Source organism: Salegentibacter haimaensis, from assembly GCF_054121495.1.
The window spans coordinates 87,597-108,694 of record NZ_JBSYGH010000002.1 but is presented as its reverse complement, the minus strand read 5'-3'; the positions used below and the strand labels follow the sequence as shown (position 1 = coordinate 108,694).

Sequence of the window (21,098 nt, the reverse complement as noted above, 5' to 3'; positions counted from 1 at the left end):
TTCAAGAAGCCTTTTTCTTTTTCTCCAAACTGGCTTTAAGTTGTGCCATAAGGTCTTTTGCGGGGGTGGGTTTGCTCTCAAATTCTTCAGCCTTAATCTTCTTACCTGAAGTTTTAGACTTGATAATCTTCATAAGCTGGTCGTTATACACGTCTTTAAACTTATCCAACTTAAATTTGGTGCTATGTTGCTCGATAAGGGAAATAGCCATATCTACTTCCTTTTTGGTCACTTTGGTCTTAGGCAATTTTAATTCGGAAGGATCCTTAATTTCCTCGGCGAATCTTATTACATGAAGCACCAAAGCCTTATTATAAACCCCTATCAGTGCCAGATGTTCCTTTTGACGCATCACAAAAGTAGCCACCCCCAGTTTTTTGGTTTTTTTCAGGGCATCCCTAAGCAGGTTATAGGATTTCCCGCCTTCTTTTTGAGGTTCGAGGAAATAAGGTTTTTTGTACAAAACCTCTGCAACCTCATCTTCCTCTATAAATTCCTCGATATCTATAGTCTTGCTTTTCTTCTGATTGGCATTCTCGAAATCTTCTTTTTCCAGAACCACATAGGCCTCATCCTGCTTGTAACCTTTCACGATATCCTTCCACTCTACCTCTTTCCCGGTTTCCTCATTAATTCGTTTATACCTGATGCGGGCATTATCGTGCCTGTCTAACATATCCAATTCCAACCGGCGGTCTTCAGATCCCGAATATAATTTCACGGGAATAGATACCAGACCAAAACTTATACTTCCATTCCAGATCGATCTCATATTTTTTCAGCTTTAAGACTAAAATTAGCCTATCTATTTTGGGAGCTTAGTTGTAAAAGTGTTAAAAGATTTGGCTGAGACCCTGTTTTTGCGTTTTAACAAACTGAATTCTTTACCAGTTATTTAACTCATTTCCAAAGTTTTAATTTTTAACTTTAAAGAAGTAGTCAGGATTGAAATGAAGAAAGCTTATGAGATATTATAAAAAAACTTGCTTCAGGCAAAGTAGACAATCTGCCGATAACAAGTTTGAATTAGCCGAGAAAGCCCCTTTAAAGAGAAACTTCAAAGGGGCTTTTTAATGTTGAAGTAGTAAGCTTTTAATTCAGGTTCACCTCAAAAATATCTGCTTTATTTTGTACTGCAGCGGTTTCTACCTGCGGAGCTTCTTCCGGCTCATTAGGCACATTGTCTTCTGAATGACCTCCTAAAATTGGCGCCAAAACCAAACCGATTAAACAGGTAAGTTTAATGAGAATATTCATCGAGGGGCCAGAGGTGTCCTTAAACGGATCTCCTACCGTATCACCGGTTACTGCAGCTTTATGTGCCTCAGAGCCTTTATAGGTCATCTCCCCGTTGATCATTACTCCAGCTTCAAAAGATTTTTTCGCATTATCCCAGGCACCCCCGGCATTATTCTGAAAGATCGCCCAAAGTACACCGCTCACGGTAACTCCTGCCATATATCCCCCAAGCATTTCGGCGATTAGCACGTTTTCATAACCAAAAATCATAGGTACAAATGCAATAGCGATGGGAAAACCAATGGTGATTACTCCCGGAAGCAACATTTCTTTTAAGGCGGCTTCGGTAGAAATTGCAACACATTTATCATATTGCGGCTTCCCGGTGCCTTCCATAATTCCCGGAATTTCCCGGAATTGACGCCGAACTTCCTCTACCATTTTCATCGCCGCTTTCCCTACCGATTTCATCGCGAGGGCTGAAAATACCACGGGAACCATTCCGCCGATAAATAGCATCGCTAAGACCGGAGCTTTGAAAATATTGATCCCGTCGATTCCCGTAAAGGTCACATAAGCAGCGAAAAGCGCCAATGAAGTAAGTGCTGCCGAGGCGATTGCAAAACCTTTCCCTGTGGCTGCGGTAGTATTTCCTACTGAATCTAAAATATCGGTTCTCTCGCGAACTTCAGGTGGAAGCTCGCTCATTTCGGCAATACCCCCGGCATTATCGGCAATGGGTCCGAAGGCGTCTATGGCCAGCTGCATAGCAGTAGTAGCCATCATCGCTGAAGCTGCCATCGCCACCCCGTAGAATCCAGCGAAGGCATAAGATAACCAGATGGCCACTGCGAATAACAATACCGATAGAAAGGTAGAGATCATCCCGGTAGCCAGCCCGGCGATGATATTCGTCCCGGCTCCTGTACTTGAATTTTGTACTATAGAGAGTACCGGTTTTTTTCCCAGACCGGTATAATATTCGGTCACCGATGCGATAACTCCTCCCACGATAATACCTACTAAAGAGGCATAAAATACTCTTATGGAAGCTATGCTGGTATATTCAAAACCTTCAGCACCCCCTACGAAGAATCCCATAGTAAGAGTGTTGGCTGGCAGCATCCATTTTACCAGAAAGAAGGTAGCAATGGCTACCAGGATTATAGAGGTCCAGTTTCCGATATTTAAAGCTTTTTGAACTTCAGCTTCTTTGGCTGAGTTACTGCTGATTTTTACAAGCAGGGTGCCCACGATAGACATAATTACACCCACGCCGGCAATGGCCATTGGCAGAAGAATTGGGCCAATTCCACCGAAGCCTGAATCTACAATATTCCCGCCCATATCTTCGATGATATAATTTCCAAGTACCATAGCTGCGAGAACGGTAGCGACATAACTTCCGAAGAGATCTGCACCCATTCCGGCTACATCTCCCACATTGTCACCAACATTATCTGCGATGGTGGCTGGGTTTCTGGGGTCATCTTCAGGGATTCCGGCTTCAACCTTACCTACTAGATCGGCGCCTACATCGGCAGCTTTGGTATAAATTCCACCGCCTACGCGCGCAAAAAGCGCGATAGATTCAGCACCCAATGAAAAACCGGCCAGGGTTTCCAAAACTATGGTCATTTGGGTGGTATCGGTCCACTCACCTCCCATAAAATAGTGATAAAAAATTATAAAAAAGGTGGTTAGCCCCAAAACGGCCAGACCGGCCACACCAAGACCCATAACCGTACCGCCGCCAAAAGAAACTTTAAGAGCGTGAGGTAAACTGGTTCTTGCGGCCTGGGTGGTACGAACGTTACTTTTGGTAGCGATCTTCATTCCCATATTTCCAGCCAGGGCAGAAAAAAAGGCCCCGAAGATAAAGGCCACAATAATTAAATAATGGGTGGTAGGCACCACAAATGCAATGGCAGCCAGGGCGATACTGGCACCAACCACGAAAATGCTCAATAATTTATATTCGGCGTTTAAAAAGGCAAGTGCCCCTTCATAAATGTGAGATGAGATGTCTTTCATTTTTCCGTCTCCGGCATCCTGTTTCATCACCCAGGATCTTTTGCCCCACATATAAAGGAGCCCAATTATAGCCAGAATCGCTGGCATATAAATCATCATTGATTCCATATTAGTTTGTTAAGTTTTAGTTAATACGGCTAATGTAGGAAATCAATACAAATTAAAAAAGCAATAAGTTTTTAGGCTTATTGCTTTTAAATATATAATTATTGGGATAAGATTTTAGGAATTAGATCCCAAACCTGCCTTTATCTCCATCATATTCTTCAAAGCGTTTTACACATTGAGCTATGATTTCGCGGGCTTCCTGGGCATCTCCCCAACCCCCAACATCTACTTTTTTCTTTTCAAGATCTTTGTAAACCTTAAAGAAATGCTCGATTTCTTTGATCATGTGTCCGTTTAATTCTTTCAGATCATTTAAACGATTCCAGATAGGATCGCTTACTGGAACACAAATAATTTTTTCATCGGGACCCTTTTCATCGGCCATATGGAAAACCCCAATTGGCTTTACTTCCATCACTATTCCGGGAAAGGTAGGTTCGGCTACCAATACCAACACATCCAGAGGGTCATCATCCTGGGCCAGGGTATTGGGAATAAAGCCATAGTCGGCAGGATACATCATAGAAGAGAAAATCATACGATCATATCGCACTTTTTTCAATTCAAAATCATATTCATATTTGTTTCGGCTCCCTTTTGGGATTTCTATTAATACATCAAAAGTCTCAGACATTTTTTATTTTTCTTTTCGTAATTAAGGGCAGCAAAGATAGTTAATTTTCAGCTTAAAACAGGGCGATTAATAGGCAAATTGAAAGCTAAAGGTGAGGGCAAAATCCCTGTGCTCAGGCATCTCAAAATAATTACCCCTAAAATGAGCCTGAATATTCATAGCCTTTAAAATATTTCCGATCCCGAAACTATATTCCCAATAAGGTTCCCCACTTGGCGCATTTAAGGGAATTCCCGAGGCATCTATTCTTTTATTGGCTTCAGATATTTCTCCCCAAACCCCGCGAATTCCTACCAATTCCCGCAGATTCAAATCCCGAAGCAGGGGAATACGGGAAAACAGCCTTCCGTTGAAACTGTGATTGAAATGTGCCGCCACATAGGTATCGGTCACAAATTCGTAGAAATCTAAAGTGGGAAAGGAATTATAAATCGCAAAATAGGTTTGGTTTCCCGGCACCACATCAAGCAAACCCAGCGGCACTGTTCCAAAGGTTTTCCCGGCTTCCAGGCTGGCCTTTGCACGACCCAGGCCTCCAATCTCCCAGGGCTGGTCGTAGAAAAAGCTCAGTTTTTTAAAATCGTGATCGCTGTTAAAGATATTTTTTACGCCCAGGTTATACTCGAGGAAAAAAGTGGGAAACTCGTCGGAATTTACAATACGACGCTCGACTCCATAACCCGAAACCACCCTCCCCGGGGTGTAATTTATAATGGCTGAAAGTTGTGCCTGATTGATGGAGTGTTTTATAAGAGTTCTGGCATCGTTTAAATACCAGGCCAAACTAAAATTCTCTGAAGCCGATTCTAAAATTCGGTAAGAACCACTAAACCTAAGCTGAAAATTATTCCAGGGCTCCAGTTCAAGTGCTATACTGCTAAGTTTCACCTTGCTTAATTTATCATTATCGCCCACACTTAGCAAGGCCGAGGAAGCCAGGCTTCTACCTAACACATCGGTAGTATTGGTTAATCCTGCACCCAGTTGCTCCACGTCGCGCCGGGTACCTCCCGATAAAATTAGCCGCAGCTGCCTATCGAGCAATACTTTCCCGGCAATTCCGAATTTAAATTTATCATCCCTAAGCCCGTAAGCCAAATAACCTTCAATACGCCAGGGATCGTGCTGAGTAAAATAAGTTCGGGCGCCGGCCTGAAGCCTAAAGCCTTCTACCTCATTATAACCAAAGGCCGAAAATAAGGGCCCGAAATCCCAGCCATTAAATTCAACATAGCCCGACTGGGCAATACCGGCCAGGTCGTAAAGTCGTTTGAAAGATTTGACTTTCCCCAAACTATCCATCATTTCAAAAACCTCTTCTTCCCGCCGGCTTAATTCTTCGGTTCGCTGATTTTCCCAAAACAAACTATCCCGCTTATAAATTTCTTCCCTAAATCGTAAAACCCGGTTAGAATAAAATTCACGGGCTCTAGCTTTATTGAATTCATAATCTTTAAATGTGCTACTGCGGCTGGAAATGAGACCCCGGGATTCCGGATTGCTTTCCATAGAAAAATTTGCGGTAAACTCATCTTTGCTAATTAGGAATACCGTATCGTTCAACATCTCATATTCCTGTCGCATCTCAAGAGAACGCACCCAATTGATGTTCGCTCCTTCAGTGCTTTGCAAATTGATCTTTTTGACTGCCCAGCTTGTATCATTTACCCAAAAATCTCCTTTAAATGTAAGCTCGTTTTTGCGCCTGGGGTAGTAAATTATCTGGTAACACCACTTATTATCGAGATAAGCCGAATCGGCCAGAACATAATTATAGTTATGAATTCCCGTAGTTGACAGCGGGCTTACAAAACTCTTATTATAAATCTTAAGGTAATTATCGTAGATATCATAGGCGTCGTATAAATCCCGAACCGCTTCAATTAAATTATGATTTTCATTGAAGCCCGAATTTCTGTTTCCCAGCAAATCTTCGCGTTTTAGGTTTGCCGCATTATCTCCGTAAACTTTGTAGACCGATTCATTGATAAAAAATGGCAGGTAATTTCGCCCTGCAAGTTTACTGCTATCGGCATAATCCAGAATAAACTCCATCCCTTTTAGCAGAGGGTTTCTTAAAACGCTGCTATCTATCCCATCCAGGCCCAGTTCAAACTTTTCATATTTCCTGAATTCGTATTGCGCATAACTTCGGGTACCGTTTTTATGCTTATTGGCCCAGATTTTCCTGAGAATATCAAGCGCCGGATTATCTCTTTTGGAAGTTTTTCCTTTTAAAATCCTTACTTCTTCGAGATTGGTGAGGTTTTCGCTGAGAGCAATTTCCAAATTAGTCACTTCGGAAGTTGGAAGTGAAATAACTTCAGAATCGTAACCCAGAAACGAAATTTCAATCGTCTTATAATCGCGTTTTGACTGAAGGCTGAAACTACCGTCCTGAGCGGTTGTGGTACCTTCAGAAGAATTCAGAAAAACCACATTTACAAATGCCAGAGGGCGGCCGTTATCATTGGTCACCCGGCCCGACACCCGGGTTTGAGCTAACATATTGGCCCAGCAAACTAGAAATATAAAAAGAAAGAGGTGCTTTGGAGTCATATCACAAAAAAGCTCCGCACTATGGCGGAGCTTCAAAGTTAATTTATTTAGAGACTCTTAGTCTTTGTACATTACTTTTTTCACGGCTTTGATCAAATCTTCGTGATTTGGCAACCATTCTTTAAGTAATACCGGAGAATATGGCGCAGGAGTATCGGCCGTATTGATTTTAATGATCGGTGCATCCAAATAATCAAAAGCTTTTTCCTGAACCTGGTAAGTGATCTCGGTAGCCACGCTTCCAAAAGGCCAGGCTTCTTCCAAAATCACCAAACGGTTGGTCTTCTTAACCGATTCGATAATGGTGTCGTGATCCATTGGGCGAATGGTGCGAAGGTCGATAATCTCGATAGAGATATCTTCTTTCTCCAATTCTTCAGCAGCTTTATAAGCCTCTTTAATAATTTTTCCGAAGGAAACAACGGTTACATCGCTACCTTCTCTTTTAATATCGGCTTTTCCAATTTCGATGGTGTATTCTTCTTCAGGCACTTCTCCCTTATCACCATACATCTGCTCGCTTTCCATAAAGATCACAGGATCATCGTCGCGAATGGCAGATTTTAGAAGACCCTTACAGTCGTAAGGATTTGAAGGCACGATTACTTTAAGCCCGGGACAGTTGGCATACCAGCTTTCGAAAGCCTGTGAGTGAGTAGCTCCTAACTGCCCTGCAGAACCGGTTGGCCCGCGAAAAACGATAGGGATATTGATTTGTCCACCACTCATTTGGCGCATCTTGGCTGCATTGTTGATGATTTGGTCTATCCCTACCAAAGAAAAGTTGAAGGTCATAAATTCAATGATAGGTCGGTTGCCATTCATCGCAGAACCTACCCCGATCCCGGCAAAACCAAGCTCGGCAATGGGAGTATCTATTACTCTTTTAGGCCCAAATTCGTCTAACATTCCTTTGGAAGCCTTGTATGCCCCATTGTATTCGGCTACTTCTTCTCCCATCAAATAAATAGACTCGTCGCGGCGCATCTCTTCGCTCATCGCTTCGGCAACTGCCTCCCTAAATTGAATTGTCTTCATTATATCTTGTAATATTTAGTGTATAACTTGAAAAAACAAAAATAGTAATTCGGGAAAGTTTACACCACTATATATGGACAAAAATTTGAAAGTCCGGGCCCTGCCCTGTTCTGAAAATTGAAGTTTCAGCATTATTTTTAAAATTAGAACTAAAACTCCTCAAATATACCAGCGATTTCTAAAAATCATTAAGAAATATTTAACCCGAGAGGGACAAAAAGCCCTGAAATTTATTATGCGTGCATAGCTTTTTTTAGATAAAAATCTGTAACTTCGTAAACGAAAACGTTTTAATCAAAAAATTCTATTTATATGAAAATATTAGTATGTATCAGTCACGTGCCTGATACTACCTCAAAAATCAATTTTACCGATTCAGATTCGAAATTTGATACCAATGGGGTGCAGTTTGTGATAAATCCTAACGATGAGTTTGGCCTTACCCGCGCGATGTGGTTCAAAGAAAAGCAGGGAGCCAGTGTAGATGTAGTAAATGTGGGAGGTACTGAAACCGAACCTACCCTACGAAAGGCCCTTGCCATTGGTGCCGATAATGCTATTCGTGTAAACGCTGAAGCCAAAGATGGTTTCCAGGTGGCAAAACAACTCGCAAAGGTGGCACAGGAAGGAAGTTACGATCTAATCATTGCCGGTCGTGAATCTATAGACTATAATGGAGGAATGGTACCGGGAATGCTTGCCGGCTTGTTAAAGGCTAATTTCATCAATAACTGCATAAGCCTGGAGGTAGACGGCGATACTGCGAAGGCCGTAAGAGAGATCGATGGCGGAAAAGAAAGCCTTAGCGCTAAACTTCCCCTGGTAATTGGAGGACAAAAAGGTCTTGTAGAAGAAAGCGACCTGAAAATTCCAAATATGCGCGGAATTATGCAAGCCAGAAAAAAACCTTTAAATGTGGTAGAACCCGACGGAAGCGAAGCTTTAACCCAGGCAGTTAAATTTGAAAAACCGGCGCCAAAAGGAGATGTGAAACTGGTAGACGCCGAAAATCTTGATGAGCTAATCGATTTGCTTCATAACGAAGCCAAGGTGATCTAAGCAACCGGGACGATAGAATTCAAAAAAAATAAAAATGATTTTCATCCCCTGCGGATCGAAATGATTAAAAAATAATATAAAATGTCTGTATTAGTATATACCGAATCAGAAAACGGAAAATTTAAGAAGGCGGCACTGGAAGTTGCCTCTTATGCCAAAGCTGTGGCATCCAAAACCGGCGGGCAGGTAACTGCCGTTGCTTTTAACGCTCCAGATACTTCAGAACTTGGAAAACATGGAGTTGATAAAGTTCTGAATATCAAAAACGATAAACTCGAAAAATTTAATGCTGAAGCTTTTGCCGATGCCCTTAAACAGGCAGCCGAGAAAGAAGGCAGCAAAGTGATCGTGCTTAGCCAGAGCGCCAACAGCAAATATCTTGCTCCTTTGTTGGCAGTTCAGCTTAACGCAGGTTATGTTTCTAACGTGGTAAGCCTGCCAGTAAGCACCGAGCCATTTCAGGTGAAGCGCTCGGCCTTTACCAACAAGGCTTTCAGCATTACTCAAATAGATACCGATGTCAAGATCGTGGGACTTTCAAAGAACGCCTTCGGACTTAAGGAAGAACAGGCTGAGGCACAGCTTGAAGAATTCAGTCCACAACTTTCTGAAGAAGATTTTTCAGTAAATGTAGAATCGGTAGATAAGGCAACCGATAAGGTGACCATCGCCGATGCCGAGATCGTGGTTTCTGGTGGACGCGGACTAAAAGGTCCAGAAAACTGGGGAATGATCGAAGAAATGGCCGAAATTCTTGGCGCTGCGACTGCCTGTTCGAAACCCGTAAGTGATATGGGCTGGAGACCTCACAGCGAACACGTGGGCCAAACCGGAAAACCGGTAGCTTCTAACCTGTATATTGCCGTGGGAATTTCTGGAGCGATCCAGCATTTGGCCGGGGTAAATGCCGCTAAAACCAAGGTGGTGATCAATAATGATCCAGAAGCCCCCTTCTTTAAAGCTGCCGACTACGGGGTAGTGGGAGATGCCTTTGAGATCGTTCCCAGGCTAAACGAAAAATTGAAGGAATTTAAAGAGAAAAACGCATAATTTTCATAACTTGCGAGCCTTTAAAGGGCTGTCTGAATCTGGTAATTACGTCCTTATTTAGACAGCCTTTTTTAATTTTTATCGGAATATGAGTTTAGTGCGCCTTAATATAAAAGGAATCTCTTATAGTCAAACCCAAAACGGGGCTTACGCCCTGATCCTTAGCGAGGAGGATGGAGAGAGAAAACTTCCCATCGTCATTGGAGCTTTTGAAGCACAATCTATAGCCATCGCTCTCGAAAAGGACATTAAACCGCCACGACCCCTCACCCACGACCTTTTCAAAAATTTTGCCGACAGGTTTGAAATAATCGTCAAGCAGGTAATCATTCATAAGTTGGTAGACGGGGTATTTTATTCCAGCCTTATTTGCGAACGCGATAAAATTGAGGAAATCATCGATGCCCGCACCAGCGACGCTATCGCCCTGGCTCTTAGATTTAACGCCCCAATTTTTACCTATAAAAACATACTCGACAAAGCCGGAATTTACCTCAAAAGCGAGGAACAGGAACCCGCACCCAGCGAAGGTAAGGCTGAAGAAATCATCTCTGAAGAAATTCTGCCCGACGATGTGGGAATGACCAGCGATGATACCAATTACAAAAAACTTTCACTAGACGAGCTTAAAACCTTGCTTTCCCAGGCCGTAAATAACGAAGATTATGAAAAGGCGGCCCGTATTAGAGATGAAATCTCCAAACGCAAATAATTTCCCTTATGAATAAATTTTGGTACTGCCTGTTTTTGGTTGTTTTCGGTATCAGTTCAGTTTTTTCCCAAAGCATTTCCAAATCCTGGCAACCTGAGGTCAACACTCAAGCCTCACAATCTCTTTTTCCGTCGAATTCCCAGTTGGAATTGGAGGATGGGAAATTTGAAATTTCAGAAAAAACTTCCGATTCTATTATTGCTGAAGGGGATTACCTTTATCAAAATAACCTGCTGGTGTTTTTCTTCCCCGATAGCATCAGGAATTTTAGAATCAATAGCCTTACCGACTCTACTATGGTTCTGGCCAATGACCAGGAAAGTTTTAGTTTTAAGGAAGGCATAAGAAAAACTTCAGAAATCATCCCCGTTGAAGCCGCCAGGGAAATCGTTCCCAGCGCCGGAATCTCTACCCAAAGTATTTTGCGGGGAGCCCTGGGTATGTTTGCTTTATTTTTTATCGCTTTTATATTTAGTTCCAACAGGCGGGCGATTAACTGGAAAACCATAGGCCTTGGATTATTCGCACAGCTGCTTTTGGCTATTGGGGTGTTAAAAGTTCCGTTTATTCAAAAAACCTTTGAATTTGTAGGAAATATCTTCGTGCTTATCCTCGATTTTACCGCTGCAGGTAGTGAATTTCTGCTGGGCGGAATGATGGATGTAGACAGCTTTGGCTTTATCTTCTTGTTTCAGGTGTTGCCTACTATTATCTTTTTCTCGGCGCTTACCTCGGTATTGTTTTACCTGGGGGTAATACAATTCGTCGTGAAAGGCCTGGCCTGGATCCTCACAAAATTATTAGGCATTTCGGGAGCAGAAAGTCTTAGCGTGGCCGGGAATATCTTTTTAGGCCAAACCGAAGCTCCTTTGATGATCAAAGCTTACCTGGAGCGAATGACCCGCTCTGAAATCCTGCTGGTAATGGTAGGCGGGATGGCTACCGTAGCCGGGGGGGTGCTTGCAGCCTATATCGGTTTCCTGGGGGGTGACGACCCGATAATGCGTTTGCATTTTGCCAAACACCTTTTGGCAGCTTCAGTAATGGCAGCGCCCGGGGCGATTATCATTTCAAAAATTTTATATCCGCAGCAGGAAAAAATAAATACCAATGTAGAGGTGTCTTCCGATAAAATAGGCTCCAACATCCTTGACGCTATCGCCAATGGTACTACCGAAGGTCTAAAACTTGCTGCCAATGTAGGTGCCATGTTATTGGTTTTTATTGCCTTTATCGCAATGATCAATTACATCCTGGGTTGGGCAGGCGACCTTACCGGTCTCAACGCTATTTTAGCTGAAAATACCCCATATTCAGGATTTTCTTTGGAATCGATCCTGGGAATTATCTTCGCTCCTTTAATGTGGCTAATTGGGGTAGCTAAGGAAGATATGATGCTTATGGGCCAGCTTTTAGGAATAAAACTGGCTGCCAGCGAATTTGTTGGTTATGTACAGCTGGCCGATTTAAAAAATCCGGCAAGCGGGTTGAGCCTCACCTACGAAAAATCGATAATTATGGCCACTTATATGCTCTGCGGATTTGCAAACTTTGCTTCTATAGGAATTCAAATCGGCGGAATTGGCTCCCTGGCTCCCGGCCAACGCAGAACCCTTTCTGAGTTTGGGATGAAAGCCCTTATTGGAGGCACCCTTGCTTCGCTGCTTTCGGCAACTATTGCGGGGATGATATTGGGTTAAATTGGCTTCAGGATTATAATTTAATGCAGGGGTTTTCTATATTAGTGACCTAAATTTCTCCATTCGGCTATGAAACAATATCACGATCTTCTTCAGCATATCTTAGATAACGGAAGCGATAAAGGCGATCGCACCGGTACCGGTACCCGCAGTGTTTTTGGGTACCAGATGCGGTTCGATTTAAGCGAAGGCTTCCCGATGGTTACCACTAAAAAACTGCATTTAAAATCGATCATCTACGAATTGCTGTGGTTTTTAAACGGCGATACCAACGTAAAATATCTGCAGGAGAACGGGGTACGTATTTGGAATGAATGGGCCGATGAAAATGGAGATCTTGGACCGGTTTATGGCCACCAATGGCGCAACTGGAACAGTGAAGGCATAGACCAAATAAAAGAGATTGTTGAAACCCTAAAAAATAACCCCAATAGCCGAAGAATGATGGTTTCGGCCTGGAACCCTTCGGTCTTGCCCGATACGTCCAAATCATTTTCTGAAAATGTATCCAATGGAAAGGCAGCCCTGCCCCCTTGCCACGCATTTTTCCAGTTTTATGTGAGCCCGGCCAAAGAAGAAGGAGGTAAAGATCGATTATCGCTACAACTTTACCAGCGTAGCGCCGATGTATTCTTAGGTGTGCCCTTTAATATCGCTTCCTATGCCCTTCTGAATTTGATGATGGCACAGGTTTGTGACCTCGAGCCTGGAGACTTTGTACATACATTTGGAGATGTGCATATTTATTCCAATCATATGGAACAGGTGAAACTTCAGCTTTCACGGGCGTCCAGACCACTTCCTAAAATGAAACTCAATCCTGAAATCAGGGATATTTTTGGATTTTCTTATGAAGATTTTAAATTAGTAGATTATAATCCGCATCCGGGGATCAAAGCTCCGGTTGCAGTATAAACTAATTTTTAATTTAAAATTTTTGATCTCATGAAGAAGTTTTTTGTGATAGCGCTGTTTTTTACAACAGCTTTTGGTTTCTCTCAAACTACCGCCGAAGGCAACAAGGTAACCTCTAAACAAACTCCGCCGGTATGGCCGGGCTGCGAAGATTCGGCCGATAAAAAAGACTGTTTTAATCAGCAGCTCATGCAACATATTCGCGATAATTATAAATATCCTCAAAATGATGACGGGGAATACGTTCGCGGAAAAGTTACTTTTAGACTGGAGGTAAATGAAGAAGGTGTAGCAGAAGTAAAAAACATCGAAACTGCCAAGCCCGAAATTGAAGCAGCCGTAAAACAAATGGCTAGTAAAATTCCAAAGATGCAACCGAGTACTATGAATGGAAAGCCTACCACAGCCGGGTATACCATTCCGCTTACTTTATAAGATAACCTAAGAAGAATGAAATATCTTACAATTTTTATCCTGATGCTTGTATTCCCTACACTTCAATCTCAGGAAAAACAGGCATCAGGTAAAATTGTACCTTTCCAACAAATAGAGTACCCACCTGTTTTTCCCGGATGTGAAAATGAGAATGAGGAGTGCACTTCAGAAAAAGTAATAGAATTTATTCAGTCAAAAATAAATTATAATAAAATTCCATCTGAATTTTCTGAAATTAAAATATCGCTTAAACTCATCTTGAATGAAAAAGGAAAAATAAAGTGGCAAAAAATTTCAACAGACCCTTCTAATCTTCAGGAAGAAATTAATTCCATTGTAGAAGAAATGCCCCAATTTTCCGTTGCTGAACATAACAATGAGCCTGTTAATGCTATGTTTAACTTAAATTTTAAAATTAAACTTCCATCTGAAACTCAGGAAAAGAAAATACCGAACTATGACACTCCACCAATTGCCAAAGGATGTGAAAATTCTGAAAATAAAAAGAAGTGCCTTTCCGAATATCTGCAGGAACATATATTAAAAAACTTTCGTCCTAAATCTGATAAAAAAGGACAGTTTTATACCAAAGTTTCTTTTTCAATCAATGAAAAGGGGGAGGTCTCAGATATAATCGCTAAAGGCGAGAATACTCAAATCAATAAACAGGCTAGAGAACTTATTCAAAATCTACCCAGATTAAAACCTGCTACCTTTAAAGGGAACCCCGTTACAATTCCTTATGAGTTACCAATTTGGGGCGAGGTAAATTAAAGTACTTTAACTTCGCCTTAACTCGCGTTAACTTAAGTCACATCCAAAAAATCGTAAATTTGAGAAGCAGCCAGATTGGCTAATTTCAAATCTATGCTTTCACAACAGCTAATACTTCCATTTTTTAATGAAACCAGGGCCCAGTCTGAATTAATTTGTTCCTTTCTCGAAATCGAAGATTATGTCGTACAACCGGTAGAAAACGTTTCTCCGCCTAAATGGCATTTGGGACATACCACCTGGTTTTTTGAAGAATTCATACTCAAACCCCATAAAAATGGATATGAGCTTTTTGATGAGAATTCGGCCTATGTATTTAACTCTTACTATGAAAGTGTAGGAGAAAAAGTGATTCGAACCAACCGGGGTAATCTTTCCAGGCCAACGGTGGCCTGGGTTTATGACTACAGGCAGTATGTCACCAAAGCGATGGATGAATTTCTTCAGAAAGAAAAACTCCCGGCCGAAGTTCTGGAGCTTATAGAAATTGGTTGTCATCACGAAAAACAGCATCAGGAATTGCTGTATACCGACATCAAATATATACTTGGTAACAATCCACTTTTACCAATATATAATGAGCAATTTGAAGAAAATCCTATCCAGGATTTTGAGGAGAATTGGATAAAAATAAGCAGTGGAAATTATGAAATTGGTCATAATTCTAATGATTTCTGCTATGATAATGAGCTTGGCCGGCACCAGGTTTACCTAAACGAATTTGAAATTTCCAACAAACTAATCACCAATGCCGGGTATCTTGAATTTATGCAGGCCAAAGGCTATGAAGAAGTACTTCTATGGCACGCCGAAGCCTGGGATTGGATCAACAAAGATGCGATCAAATCGCCTATGTACTGGCATAAAATCAAAGGAGAATGGCATCAATACAGCTTAAGCGGTCTACACCCCTTAATTCCCGATGCGCCGGTTACCCATATTTCCTGGTATGAGGCTTTTGCCTATGCACAATGGAAAGGCTTACGCCTTCCTACTGAATTCGAATGGGAGGTGGCCAATGCATATTTTGATTGGGGTAGCCGCTGGGAGTGGACTCAAAGCGCCTATCAGCCATATCCCGGGTACACCAAAGCGCCTGGTGCTCTCGGCGAATACAATGGTAAATTTATGGTAAACCAACAGGTCCTGCGGGGAGGCTCGGTGGCCACCCCGCCCAAACACACCCGGCATACCTATCGCAATTTTTTTCACCCACATCTACGCTGGCAGTTTACCGGGTTCAGATTGGTGAAATAATTTCTAAATCCAGACCTGAAGCAAGCAGGCATAAAAATCGACTATCGCTTAAAATATATGAAAACCACACCCACAACTTTTAAATCGGCTTTTGAGGAAGACGTTTATAATGGACTCACGAGTGATCCAAAATTTTTACTTTCAAAGTACATCTATGATGAAAAGGGCGATAAACTTTTCCAGCAAATTATGGATATGCCCGAATACTATCTTACCCGCTGTGAATACAATATTTTAAAAAATCATACGGCAGATATTGCCGATAGTTTTAACGGGCCAGAAGGTTTTGACCTCATCGAACTGGGCGCGGGCGATGGCAAAAAGACCAAGATTTTACTAAAATATCTTCAGGAGAAAGATTTTGATTTCAAATATTTGCCTGTAGACATCAGCCAACATGTGTTGGATGAATTAGAAACCAGCGTAAATAAAGAGCTTCCGGGAGTAAAAATAGCACCACAGCAGGGAACCTATTTTAAGACCCTGGAAAACCTGGCCAATCTGAGCCAACGCAAAAAGGTAATTCTGTTTCTGGGGTCTAACATCGGGAACCTATTACACAAAAGTGCCATAGATTTTCTTCGGAATATACAACAGGCTATGGATTCTGAAGATATGCTGTTTATGGGCTTTGATCAGAAAAAACATCCCCAGCAGATATTAGATGCCTATAACGACCCGGCAGGTATTACCGAGGCCTTCAACAAAAATTTGCTTTACCGCATAAACCGTGAACTGGACGCCAATTTCGATCCCGAAGAATTTTTACACTGGGAAACCTATGATCCCGAGACCGGCACCGCTAAAAGCTATCTGGTAAGCAAAAGCGTTCAAACGGTTACAATTAAAAAACTACAACTTGAAGTTAAATTCAATGCCTGGGAGAGCATACATACCGAAATTTCTCAAAAATACGATCAGGAAATTATTGAGTGGCTGGCCGCGCAGGCCGGGTTACAAATTGAAACCGATTTTAGAGATTCAGAAAACTGTTACCGAAATTACATTTTTAGGAAGCTTTAAACATTTTCAGGGCTTTTAGCAAAATTTTCAAATCCTCGGAATCATTGTAGTAATGAAAGGCGAGGCGAATTCCATTGCCACGCCTGGAGACGATAATATCTTTAGCTCTTAGCTGATTATATAATTTTTCATCTCCCTTTATATTGAAAATTGACGAATGTTGTTTTCTTTTCAGGATCGAATCTTCCAGCAGATTTAATTCCTTTAATGCGATGAAGGCTTCTTCTTTTAGCCGAGAAATTCGGGATTCGATTTGATCCATCCCGGTTTTTTCAAGCAGATTTAATGCGGCTTTCAGGCTAATAAAATTGAAGCTATCCAGATGTCCCGGTTCAAACCTTCCTATAAAACTATCCTCGCTGGCTTTATATTTTCCCTGGAAGGAATTAAAGCCCATCGACCTGGGAAAAACCTTCTCCTCTACTCCACCTTTAAATAACGCAAAAGCATTCCCATAGCCGGCATTTAACCACTTATACCCACTGGCCAGCAATACATCGATTCCCGAGGCTTCAAAATCGAAAATTGTTGTACCGCAGAACTGGGTGCCATCGGCTACGAAAAGGGTATTTGGATATTGCTGTTTCAGGCTTTTGACAAAATCCAGATCTATGAGAATTCCGTTTATGTATTGCACTATGCTAAAAGCAAAAACATCAGGAGGACTGTGATCGAAGGCCTGTTTAATATTTTCTTCCAGATCTTCATTTATTTCAACAAACCGGGATTTAAAACCCCTTGATTTTACCGGCCAGCTAATAGAAGGATAATCATCCTTCAGCAATAAAATTTCACTATCGGGCTTCAGGCCTTCCAGAAACGTATTAAACCCATAAGAAAAATTGGGCATCAGGGCCACTCGTTTAGGCTCACAATTAAAGAATTCGCCAAGGCTTTCTCTCACCCCGGTAAAAATTTCAGCCTGTTTTTCCTTTTTAAGTCCGCCAAAAATGAGAAAATCAAGCTCGTGTTCCTGCCTGGTTTCCCATACCTCTTCGTGCAGCAATCCCGAATATGCCGTGTTCAAATAAGTGCATTGTTGGAGGGCGGGAAATCCTTTTTTGAAATTATTTGAAGCCATAGACCATTTTTTTTTGAAAAAATGTAAATTTGAGAGACACTAAATTACCAATTTATGGCTTTCAGTAAGAAAAACCGGGATTCCCTGGATAAAGATCAAAGAGAATTATACGATTACGCCCGCCGGCGCAGCCTTCTGAAAAAAAGATTATTACAACATTTCATCATTTTTCTTATAGGTTCGGTTTTTCTTATAATTCTTAACGTGGTAATAGGCTTTAAACAGGAAGTACAACCCCTTGGTTATGACTGGTTTGTATGGGCAGTTTTACTGTGGGCCTTTATCGTTCTGGTACATTTTTTCAATGTTTTTGTAACCGATAAATTTATGGGCAAAAAATGGGAGGATCGCCAGCTTGAAAAACTGGTGAAAAAACAAAGAGCCCGCATAGAAGAACTTCAGAAGAAGGTAGAAAGAGATCACCCTTTACCTGAAAGCAATCCAAAATCCAGTACAGAAACCCGAACGCAAAAGAGCGATCCCGATAAACCTCAATTTCCATATAACGACTAGTATGATCACAATGATTGCCGCCGCCGGCGAGAATAATGCCCTGGGCAAAGACAATGACCTGGTTTGGCATCTGCCCGATGATTTTAAACGTTTCAAGAAATTAACCACCGGGCACTATATGATTATGGGCCGTAAAACTTTCGAATCGCTTCCCCAGCCCTTACCTAATCGTACACACGTGGTTATTACCAGGAAGGAAAATTACCAGCCAGACAGGGCGGTAGTAGTTCATTCGCTGGAGCAGGCCCTCGAAATAGTTAAGCGCGATGATGAGGCATTCATCATTGGCGGGGGAGAAATTTACAGACAGGGAATAAAAAAAGCCAATAAAATTGAACTTACCCGCGTTCACGGCGAGTTTGATGCCGATACATTTTTTCCCGAAATAGACGAAAACGAGTGGGAACTGGTAGCTGAAATATACCATCCCAGCGATGAAAAACATAAGTATGCCTTCACTTACCTCACGTATCAGCGAAAATAATTTGCTGGAAAAAATTGGACTTGAAGTTAATTTTGAAATAAAAAATTCCTCGGCACTTAGTGGTGGAGATATTAACGAGGTTTATCTCCTTGAGGATAATTTAGGAGAGAAACGGGTGGTAAAAATTAACCTGGCCGGGAAATTTCCCGGAATGTTTGCCGCCGAGAAAACGGGCCTGGAGGCTCTTTGCCGGGCGCGTTGTTTCGATATTCCAAAAGCCGGACAGCCGGGAAAAATAGGAGACCTGGCCTATCTGGTACTTGAATATAAACAGCCCGCTGCTAAAGCTTCGAATTTCAATGAGCTTTTTGGTCAAAACCTGGCCTGCCTGCATAAAAATTCAGCAGCAAAATTTGGGTTTAAACAGGACAATTATATTGGAAGTTTGCGCCAGTTCAATAAAGCCAGAAGCAGCGCCGCCGATTTTTACATAAGTCAGCGTTTGTTGCCCCAGCTTAAACTGGCTGTGCGAAAAGGTTTTGACATTATGCCTGACCAAAGTTTTTTCAGAAATCTTCTGAATATCGTTCCCAATGAACCGCCGGCTCTTATCCACGGTGATTTATGGAACGGCAACTACCTGGTGAATGCGAATGGTGAACCCTGTTTAATAGATCCCGCCACGGCCTACGCGCCCAGAGAAATGGATTTGGCGATGATGAAATTATTTGGCGGTTTTGATGAGGAGATTTTTGAAGTTTATGATTCTGAATTCCCTTTACAACCCGGCTTTGAAGAACGCCTAAAGCTTTGGCAACTTTATTACATGCTGGTTCATCTTAATCTCTTCGGAAGCGGATATCTCTCACAGGTGCAGCAAATCCTGAAGGCTTATTGCTGAATTCACACATATTAACAGCCCGTAATTTTCTTTTAGCACTTTCTTAGTGCAAAGGCCCGGTCTTGCTTATTATCTTGAGTACACAAACTAAAAATTAAAAAAATGAGCAGTGAGAATTTAATGAACAAGGAAGCCAGAGAAAAGTTAAGCTCTATGGCAAAGGAGATAAAAACCTGTTTTTTGGTGACCGATTTTGGCAATAAGCCTCTAAGTGCGGTTCCTATGAGTACCAAAAAGGTAGATGATGAGGGCAGCATTTGGTTTTTAAGCCGAATAGACAGCGATCATAACAGTGATATAGCCCGCGACCCCGATGTGCAATTGCTGTATTCAGACCCCGGAGATGTGGAGTTTATTAGTATTTATGGGAAGGCCGATATTATTACAGACACCGATATTTTGGAAGAACTTTATTCTAAACTCGATGACGCCTGGTTTAACGGAGTCGAAGACCCGAACCTCTCGGCGATAAAAGTAAAACCCAAAGAAGCTTATTTCTGGGACAGCAAACAAAATAAATATGTGACCTTGCTTAAAATGGGTGTAGCAGCAGTTACCGGCAAAGAACAGGAAATTGGCCGTAAAGGCAAATTGGAATTATAGATCTCTCAAAGACACAGCCTCATCACAAATAGTGAATTTGCGGTGAGGTTTTTTTATTTCTATTTTAGCCCGGTAGATAAAATAAAAAAATTAAAAATAAGTGCGGATTCTTTTTGAATCCGGAAAACTTTCCAAATTTATGAAAGCATATATCTTTCCCGGCCAGGGTGCTCAGTTTCCAAAAATGGGTCTCGACCTTTTTGAAAAATCGGTAGAGGCACAGGATCTTTTTAATCAGGCAAATTCGGTTTTGGGATTTCCTATAACCGATATTATGTTTGAAGGCAGTGCCGACGACCTGAAACAAACCAAAGTAACCCAACCGGCCATTTTTATACATTCAGTAATTCTAAGCCGATTATTGGGTGAAAATTTTAAACCCGATATGGTTGCCGGGCATTCGCTCGGGGAATTCTCGGCCCTGGTAGCGAACGGTGTCCTGAGTTTTGAGGAAGGATTACAGCTTGTTTCAAAACGCGCTTTGGCAATGCAGGAAGCCTGTGAGGCAAAACCCTCTATTATGGCAGCCGTTTTGGGATTGGATGATGCTATTGTGGAAGCCGTATGTGCCGAAACCGAAGGCGTGGTGGTAGCCGCCAATTATAACTGCCCGGGACAGCTGGTTATTTCAGGTGAAGTAAAAGCGGTGGAACTGGCCTGCGACAGCCTAAAAGAACGCGGAGCAAAGCGTGCGATGCTATTACCGGTGGGTGGAGCTTTCCACTCCCCATTAATGGAGCCGGCAAGACAGGAACTGGCTGCAGCCATAGAAAATGTAAACTTCAATAAACCTGTTTGCCCGGTATATCAAAACGTGAGCACCTTTGCGGTGACCGATCCCGGAGAGATCAAAAAGAACCTGGTGTTTCAACTTACTGCTCCGGTAAAATGGACCCAGAGCGTACAGAATATGATCAAAGATGGCGCGACCGATTTTATCGAAGTGGGCCCCGGAAAAGTATTGCAGGGATTGGTGAAGAAAATTGACCGACATATGAATGTGAGTTCGGCTGAGATTTAGATCTTAATTCTATAAAAT

At 42.0% G+C, this 21,098-nt stretch carries 20 protein-coding genes; 14 read left to right on the top strand and 6 right to left on the bottom strand.

Annotated elements, in window-relative coordinates; all coding sequences use genetic code 11:
• Position 1: 1 nt before the first annotated feature.
• The 5 genes from ku to ACW6QP_RS03770 all read right to left on the bottom strand — a co-directional run bounded on the left by ku (position 2) and on the right by ACW6QP_RS03770 (position 7,612).
• Positions 2-772: a non-homologous end joining protein Ku gene (gene ku, locus ACW6QP_RS03790; protein ID WP_457909514.1), complete on the bottom strand. Its 771-nt coding sequence runs from the start codon at positions 770-772 to the stop codon at positions 2-4.
• A 320-nt stretch (positions 773-1,092) separates the two neighbouring features.
• Positions 1,093-3,381, bottom strand: coding sequence for a sodium-translocating pyrophosphatase (locus ACW6QP_RS03785; protein ID WP_457909513.1), 2,289 nt, complete (start codon positions 3,379-3,381; stop codon positions 1,093-1,095).
• A gap of 121 nt (positions 3,382-3,502) precedes the next feature.
• Positions 3,503-4,015: an inorganic diphosphatase gene (locus ACW6QP_RS03780; RefSeq protein ID WP_457909512.1), complete on the bottom strand. Its 513-nt coding sequence runs from the start codon at positions 4,013-4,015 to the stop codon at positions 3,503-3,505.
• A 66-nt stretch (positions 4,016-4,081) separates the two neighbouring features.
• Positions 4,082-6,523 (bottom strand): DUF5686 family protein, encoded by a 2,442-nt coding sequence (locus ACW6QP_RS03775; protein ID WP_457909511.1) that lies wholly within the window; start codon positions 6,521-6,523, stop codon positions 4,082-4,084.
• A 108-nt stretch (positions 6,524-6,631) separates the two neighbouring features.
• Positions 6,632-7,612 (bottom strand): pyruvate dehydrogenase complex E1 component subunit beta, encoded by a 981-nt coding sequence (locus ACW6QP_RS03770; RefSeq protein WP_457909510.1) that lies wholly within the window; start codon positions 7,610-7,612, stop codon positions 6,632-6,634.
• A gap of 312 nt (positions 7,613-7,924) precedes the next feature.
• Here ACW6QP_RS03770 and ACW6QP_RS03765 point away from each other — a divergent pair, with 312 nt between their 5' ends.
• The 9 genes from ACW6QP_RS03765 to egtD all read left to right on the top strand — a co-directional run bounded on the left by ACW6QP_RS03765 (position 7,925) and on the right by egtD (position 16,537).
• Positions 7,925-8,671: an electron transfer flavoprotein subunit beta/FixA family protein gene (locus tag ACW6QP_RS03765; protein WP_457909509.1), complete on the top strand. Its 747-nt coding sequence runs from the start codon at positions 7,925-7,927 to the stop codon at positions 8,669-8,671.
• An 81-nt stretch (positions 8,672-8,752) separates the two neighbouring features.
• A complete protein-coding gene (locus ACW6QP_RS03760) occupies positions 8,753-9,721 on the top strand; it encodes an electron transfer flavoprotein subunit alpha/FixB family protein (protein ID WP_457909508.1) in 969 nt (322 codons plus the stop codon).
• 88 nt (positions 9,722-9,809) lie between these two features.
• Positions 9,810-10,433: a bifunctional nuclease domain-containing protein gene (locus tag ACW6QP_RS03755; RefSeq protein WP_457909507.1), complete on the top strand. Its 624-nt coding sequence runs from the start codon at positions 9,810-9,812 to the stop codon at positions 10,431-10,433.
• An 8-nt stretch (positions 10,434-10,441) separates the two neighbouring features.
• Entirely contained in the window at positions 10,442-12,133 is a 1,692-nt protein-coding gene (locus ACW6QP_RS03750; RefSeq protein WP_457909506.1) for a NupC/NupG family nucleoside CNT transporter, read from the top strand.
• A 69-nt stretch (positions 12,134-12,202) separates the two neighbouring features.
• Positions 12,203-13,048, top strand: coding sequence for a thymidylate synthase (locus ACW6QP_RS03745; protein WP_457909505.1), 846 nt, complete (start codon positions 12,203-12,205; stop codon positions 13,046-13,048).
• Between the two features lie 30 nt (positions 13,049-13,078).
• Positions 13,079-13,483, top strand: a complete 405-nt coding sequence (locus ACW6QP_RS03740) for an energy transducer TonB (RefSeq protein ID WP_457909504.1) — start codon at positions 13,079-13,081, stop codon at positions 13,481-13,483.
• Positions 13,484-13,498: 15 nt separating this feature from the next.
• On the top strand, positions 13,499-14,257 hold the full coding sequence (locus ACW6QP_RS03735) for an energy transducer TonB (protein WP_457909503.1): 759 nt from the start codon (positions 13,499-13,501) through the stop codon (positions 14,255-14,257).
• 93 nt (positions 14,258-14,350) lie between these two features.
• Positions 14,351-15,514 (top strand): ergothioneine biosynthesis protein EgtB, encoded by a 1,164-nt coding sequence (gene egtB, locus ACW6QP_RS03730; protein WP_457909502.1) that lies wholly within the window; start codon positions 14,351-14,353, stop codon positions 15,512-15,514.
• Between the two features lie 57 nt (positions 15,515-15,571).
• Entirely contained in the window at positions 15,572-16,537 is a 966-nt protein-coding gene (gene egtD, locus ACW6QP_RS03725) for an L-histidine N(alpha)-methyltransferase (protein ID WP_457909501.1), read from the top strand.
• Here egtD and ACW6QP_RS03720 read toward each other — a convergent pair.
• The gene (locus ACW6QP_RS03720) at positions 16,524-17,618 is read right to left on the bottom strand and encodes an aminotransferase class V-fold PLP-dependent enzyme (RefSeq protein WP_457909500.1); all 1,095 of its coding nucleotides are present in this window, start codon (positions 17,616-17,618) and stop codon (positions 16,524-16,526) included. The genes egtD and ACW6QP_RS03720 overlap by 14 nt on opposite strands.
• A gap of 54 nt (positions 17,619-17,672) precedes the next feature.
• On the opposite strand from ACW6QP_RS03720, the gene ACW6QP_RS03715 reads away from it, so the two are divergent.
• The 5 genes from ACW6QP_RS03715 to fabD all read left to right on the top strand — a co-directional run bounded on the left by ACW6QP_RS03715 (position 17,673) and on the right by fabD (position 21,080).
• The gene (locus tag ACW6QP_RS03715) at positions 17,673-18,131 is read left to right on the top strand and encodes a 2TM domain-containing protein (RefSeq protein WP_457909499.1); all 459 of its coding nucleotides are present in this window, start codon (positions 17,673-17,675) and stop codon (positions 18,129-18,131) included.
• Between the two features lies 1 nt (position 18,132).
• Positions 18,133-18,615 carry a dihydrofolate reductase gene (locus tag ACW6QP_RS03710; RefSeq protein WP_457909498.1) on the top strand — a complete coding sequence of 161 codons (483 nt, stop codon included), beginning with the start codon at positions 18,133-18,135 and terminating at the stop codon, positions 18,613-18,615.
• On the top strand, positions 18,581-19,456 hold the full coding sequence (locus tag ACW6QP_RS03705; protein WP_457909497.1) for a fructosamine kinase family protein: 876 nt from the start codon (positions 18,581-18,583) through the stop codon (positions 19,454-19,456). Before ACW6QP_RS03710 ends, ACW6QP_RS03705 begins: the two co-directional genes overlap by 35 nt.
• Before the next feature lie 102 nt (positions 19,457-19,558).
• A complete protein-coding gene (locus tag ACW6QP_RS03700; RefSeq protein ID WP_457909496.1) occupies positions 19,559-20,059 on the top strand; it encodes a pyridoxamine 5'-phosphate oxidase family protein in 501 nt (166 codons plus the stop codon).
• Positions 20,060-20,198: 139 nt separating this feature from the next.
• Positions 20,199-21,080, top strand: a complete 882-nt coding sequence (gene fabD / locus ACW6QP_RS03695) for an ACP S-malonyltransferase (protein ID WP_457909495.1) — start codon at positions 20,199-20,201, stop codon at positions 21,078-21,080.
• Positions 21,081-21,098 lie beyond the last annotated feature (18 nt).

Coding starts and splice junctions, on each gene's coding strand:
- ku (WP_457909514.1), bottom strand. CDS start 772: ATGAGATCGATCTGGAATGGAAGTATAAGTTTTGGTCTGGTATCTATT.
- ACW6QP_RS03785 (WP_457909513.1), bottom strand. CDS start 3,381: ATGGAATCAATGATGATTTATATGCCAGCGATTCTGGCTATAATTGGG.
- ACW6QP_RS03780 (WP_457909512.1), bottom strand. CDS start 4,015: ATGTCTGAGACTTTTGATGTATTAATAGAAATCCCAAAAGGGAGCCGA.
- ACW6QP_RS03775 (WP_457909511.1), bottom strand. CDS start 6,523: ATGTTAGCTCAAACCCGGGTGTCGGGCCGGGTGACCAATGATAACGGC.
- ACW6QP_RS03770 (WP_457909510.1), bottom strand. CDS start 7,612: ATGAAGACAATTCAATTTAGGGAGGCAGTTGCCGAAGCGATGAGCGAA.
- ACW6QP_RS03765 (WP_457909509.1), top strand. CDS start 7,925: ATGAAAATATTAGTATGTATCAGTCACGTGCCTGATACTACCTCAAAA.
- ACW6QP_RS03760 (WP_457909508.1), top strand. CDS start 8,753: ATGTCTGTATTAGTATATACCGAATCAGAAAACGGAAAATTTAAGAAG.
- ACW6QP_RS03755 (WP_457909507.1), top strand. CDS start 9,810: ATGAGTTTAGTGCGCCTTAATATAAAAGGAATCTCTTATAGTCAAACC.
- ACW6QP_RS03750 (WP_457909506.1), top strand. CDS start 10,442: ATGAATAAATTTTGGTACTGCCTGTTTTTGGTTGTTTTCGGTATCAGT.
- ACW6QP_RS03745 (WP_457909505.1), top strand. CDS start 12,203: ATGAAACAATATCACGATCTTCTTCAGCATATCTTAGATAACGGAAGC.
- ACW6QP_RS03740 (WP_457909504.1), top strand. CDS start 13,079: ATGAAGAAGTTTTTTGTGATAGCGCTGTTTTTTACAACAGCTTTTGGT.
- ACW6QP_RS03735 (WP_457909503.1), top strand. CDS start 13,499: ATGAAATATCTTACAATTTTTATCCTGATGCTTGTATTCCCTACACTT.
- egtB (WP_457909502.1), top strand. CDS start 14,351: ATGCTTTCACAACAGCTAATACTTCCATTTTTTAATGAAACCAGGGCC.
- egtD (WP_457909501.1), top strand. CDS start 15,572: ATGAAAACCACACCCACAACTTTTAAATCGGCTTTTGAGGAAGACGTT.
- ACW6QP_RS03720 (WP_457909500.1), bottom strand. CDS start 17,618: ATGGCTTCAAATAATTTCAAAAAAGGATTTCCCGCCCTCCAACAATGC.
- ACW6QP_RS03715 (WP_457909499.1), top strand. CDS start 17,673: ATGGCTTTCAGTAAGAAAAACCGGGATTCCCTGGATAAAGATCAAAGA.
- ACW6QP_RS03710 (WP_457909498.1), top strand. CDS start 18,133: ATGATCACAATGATTGCCGCCGCCGGCGAGAATAATGCCCTGGGCAAA.
- ACW6QP_RS03705 (WP_457909497.1), top strand. CDS start 18,581: ATGCCTTCACTTACCTCACGTATCAGCGAAAATAATTTGCTGGAAAAA.
- ACW6QP_RS03700 (WP_457909496.1), top strand. CDS start 19,559: ATGAGCAGTGAGAATTTAATGAACAAGGAAGCCAGAGAAAAGTTAAGC.
- fabD (WP_457909495.1), top strand. CDS start 20,199: ATGAAAGCATATATCTTTCCCGGCCAGGGTGCTCAGTTTCCAAAAATG.